This is a genomic window from Methanosarcina spelaei, from assembly GCF_002287235.1.
Taxonomy (GTDB): Archaea; Halobacteriota; Methanosarcinia; order Methanosarcinales; family Methanosarcinaceae; genus Methanosarcina; species Methanosarcina spelaei.
The window spans coordinates 1-3,399 of record NZ_LMVP01000181.1; the positions used below are offsets into that span (position 1 = coordinate 1).

Genomic DNA, 3,399 nt, shown 5'->3' on the forward strand with positions numbered 1-3,399 from the left:
GAGTTAGTGAAAAAAAGAATAAGTTTTTAAGTCAAAACCCTAATTTGAGATCCTCGTAGTACTTGAAGCGTATATGGAATTCACTGCCATATATATAATATCTTTAATTCGGAACTTGACTTTTTCATATTTTCATCCGATCTTTTTTTAAGAATATTTCTTAACCAGTGGTCCAGATTTTAGGTGCAGTCTTGAATACCTGTAAAGCTTCGTCCGAATTGGAACAAAAAATAAGTTTTAACGAGATATGTTGTGATCTGGGATGAAGGTTGTTCAGATTTTTTGAAAATATACAAGATGACTATTTTTTTTCAATTATGGGCCTCCGCTCATGTTTGGATAAGTCAGGTCACATTATTGAGAAAAGTTAATATGAGAAAAGTTATATCCAAGCCTCGCGTTTACGAATCCTATGAAAAAAATGTTTTCAAATAAAATCCTCATTATAGGTTATGGCTCAGTTTCACAGTGTACTCTACCCCTTTTACTGGATAAACTCGATGTTCCGCTAGAAAACATTACTTTAATTGATTTTGAAGACAAATCAAAAGCTCTGAAAAAATACACTAATCAGGGATTAAGATTCGTCTGTGAAAAAATTACCCCGAAAAATTTGAATCAAGTTTTGTCACAATATATGGAAAATGAAGGCCTGATCATTGATCTTTCATGGAATATCGATGCCAATGAAATCATTAGTTGGTGCCATGATCACAATGTATTGTACGTTAATACGTCTGTTGAAGTATGGGACCCTGCTGAGAAATTTTTGACTCAAAGCTTATTGGAAAAATCTCTTTATTTCCGACAAATGAAATTGCTTGAACTTTCCCGTGATTGGAAAGATGCGCCTACTGCTGTCGTTGACCATGGCGCAAATCCCGGCCTGATAACTTACTTCGTAAAGCAAGGCTTGCTGGATATTGCCGCTCGCACCTGTGCTGATAAGAAAGTCTCTCCCGAAGATGAAACAGAAATTGCCCTCCTTGCAAAAAACAGGGATTTTGCCCACCTGGCTAAGAAATTGGGAGTTAAAGTGATCCATTGTAGTGAGAGGGATACTCAAATTGCCAGCCGACCAAAAGAAGTTAATGAATTTGTAGGAACATGGAGCATTGAAGGATTAAGAGAAGAAGGAACGGCTCCGGTTGAAATCGCCTGGGGAACGCATGAGAACAAATTGCCGCCCATGGCGTATATACCTCCTGATGGGCCGAAAAATGTGGTTCTCTTGCCCCAGATGGGAATTAATACATGGGTCAGATCATGGATACCGGATGAAGAAATTGTAGGTATGGCGATCCGTCATGGTGAGTCATATGGCCTTTCAAAATTGTTAACTGTTTGGGAAGACAACAGGGCGGTCTATAGGCCTACCGTACATTATGCTTACATGCCCTGTCATGATACGCTTTCTTCTCTTTGCGAATTGCGTGGCCGGAATTATGAGCTTCAACCCAAACTCAGGATTATGACAAATGAAATCACATCTGGAGAGGACATAATGGGTGCACTCTTGATGGGCCACTCTTATAATTCCTGGTGGACTGGTAGCGCATTGAGCATTGAAGAGACCAGATCCCTTGCTCCCGGTCAGAATGCTACTACTCTTCAGGTAGCTGCAGGCATTGTTGCTGCTATACTCTGGATGCTTGAAAATCCACGAGAAGGTATTAAAACACCTGAGGATTTGCCTCATGACTTTGTCTTGGATATTGCCAAACCCTATCTTGGAAAATTTATCTCCACACCGTCGGCCTGGACACCACTTAAAAATCGCAAAATATTTTTCAAAGAAAATCCAGCCGTGAAACACAATCCCGACCCATGGCAATTCGAAAATTTTCTTTTCGTAGGTTAATCCAGAACAAACTAACCCTCCAGGCAGACTGATGTCTGTCGAGGAAGGGTTCTTTCCTCTGTGCTTCTACGTTAAATGATCGACAAGATAATTCAGTGAGAATAAATTGACTGTTAACTCTACTTTCTGTTTTTTGTGGTGAAGAAAAGGAATACAGAGTCAATCATAACTTACAGAACTTCTAACACACTGCCGTCTAACTAAGTAAAAATCTTTAAATCTTCAGGTGCTTAAAAAATAAGTTACAGATATGCCTTTTTTTCTTGCTCACAGGCTATCTGTTTAACATATATTCTCATTTTATTTGTCGTTAAAATCTTGCGAGCTTTGAGTGTAATATTTTATTCTCCAGAACTATCAAACTAACTTCTGCATCCAGTAGTTTACTTATTGCTTCTTCTCTTTTGGTCTCAGCTTTCCTTATTAGTTCTCCAAGACTTTGAATCTGTGAATCTAGTTTATTGCTAATTGTATCTAATTTTTTTGATTGTGTTAGTATAATCTTAGATTCTGCTGATTTCCTCAAACTGTCTGCGGTTATTATTAAACTATCAAAGTAAGCAACTTTCTCAGATGCTATTTCGAGTTCAGCTTTTACTTTTTCAACCTCTTCTTCGTCAATCATTAAATTGTGTTGTTGTCTTTCAATACAACATTCTACTCTCATTTCATAACCTCCCTATTTTATGAGTAATTATTACAGTCTTAAATCTTTATAAACGTTTAGTTCCGGTTAAGTTATGAAGATAGTAAAGTAATAGTCACAAAAAAACTTTTAGCAAATTTTGCTCCCAGTTCACTTACTTCTGTATCCAGGTTTGCTATAGATCACTGGCAATTCTAAGGATATGTAAGGTGAGAATTTCTACTCTATATCAGTTTTTATTTTTCTATTTTGTCCCCAAAGTATTTCACTTTTAATTTATTGAAATATACCGTATACAGTGATCCGTTATTGAGGAGAGATAAAGCGAGTAAGCGAGTAAGCACTTTCTCTTACTCGACCGTGTCTGTAATTTTGATATTTTCAGAATACCAGTCACGTCTCTTTTAATGCTGGCAAAACATCTTTTCCGTAAGCTTTAATAAAAGCTATCTGGTGTGGAGCTGCTGAATGAACGTAAACATGGGTAAAACCTATGTCGATAAATTTCCTTACAAACCTAATTTATTCCTCAGGGTTCTCTGAAAAGCAACCATTTTTTTTCGCAGATTGTCAATGTTCATAATTTTTCCATTTTGAGCAGACATTTCGGGAGTGTAAATCTTATTTAAGTAATAGCCCTCTTGAAAGATGAGTAATTTTTTTAAGAACTATTAAGTCTTATTTGTCCAATTAAATATGGTGTCAGTCCTTCCTCCGGCAAGTGAAGATACTGTTGCTGCAACCTGAGCAATAACCGCAGGATTATAGCGCAAAATAGGGCAGGTCAGACCTGTTCCCAGTTCTATGCTATGAGTACTCGCAGCTGCCGCACCAAGCCAGCTCCATATAAAGCAAGCCTGTCCTTCTTCACTCCAGGGATGAAAATAATCTC

General features: G+C 37.5%; 3 protein-coding genes. 1 reads left to right on the forward strand and 2 read right to left on the reverse strand.

The annotated features are described in order from the left end of the window. The first annotated feature begins 412 nt into the window (after positions 1-412). Positions 413-1,861 (forward strand): saccharopine dehydrogenase NADP-binding domain-containing protein, encoded by a 1,449-nt coding sequence (locus ASJ81_RS10270; protein WP_095644380.1) that lies wholly within the window; start codon positions 413-415, stop codon positions 1,859-1,861. A gap of 310 nt (positions 1,862-2,171) precedes the next feature. Here ASJ81_RS10270 and ASJ81_RS10275 read toward each other — a convergent pair whose 3' ends face one another. Beyond that, positions 2,172-2,528, reverse strand: coding sequence for a hypothetical protein (locus tag ASJ81_RS10275; protein ID WP_095644381.1), 357 nt, complete (start codon positions 2,526-2,528; stop codon positions 2,172-2,174). Positions 2,529-3,178: 650 nt separating this feature from the next. Further along, positions 3,179-3,399 (reverse strand): LLM class flavin-dependent oxidoreductase (locus ASJ81_RS23730; RefSeq protein ID WP_170943274.1); only part of this gene is annotated, 221 nt, incomplete at its 5' end.

Coding starts and splice junctions, on each gene's coding strand:
- ASJ81_RS10270 (WP_095644380.1), top strand. CDS start 413: ATGAAAAAAATGTTTTCAAATAAAATCCTCATTATAGGTTATGGCTCA.
- ASJ81_RS10275 (WP_095644381.1), bottom strand. CDS start 2,528: ATGAGAGTAGAATGTTGTATTGAAAGACAACAACACAATTTAATGATT.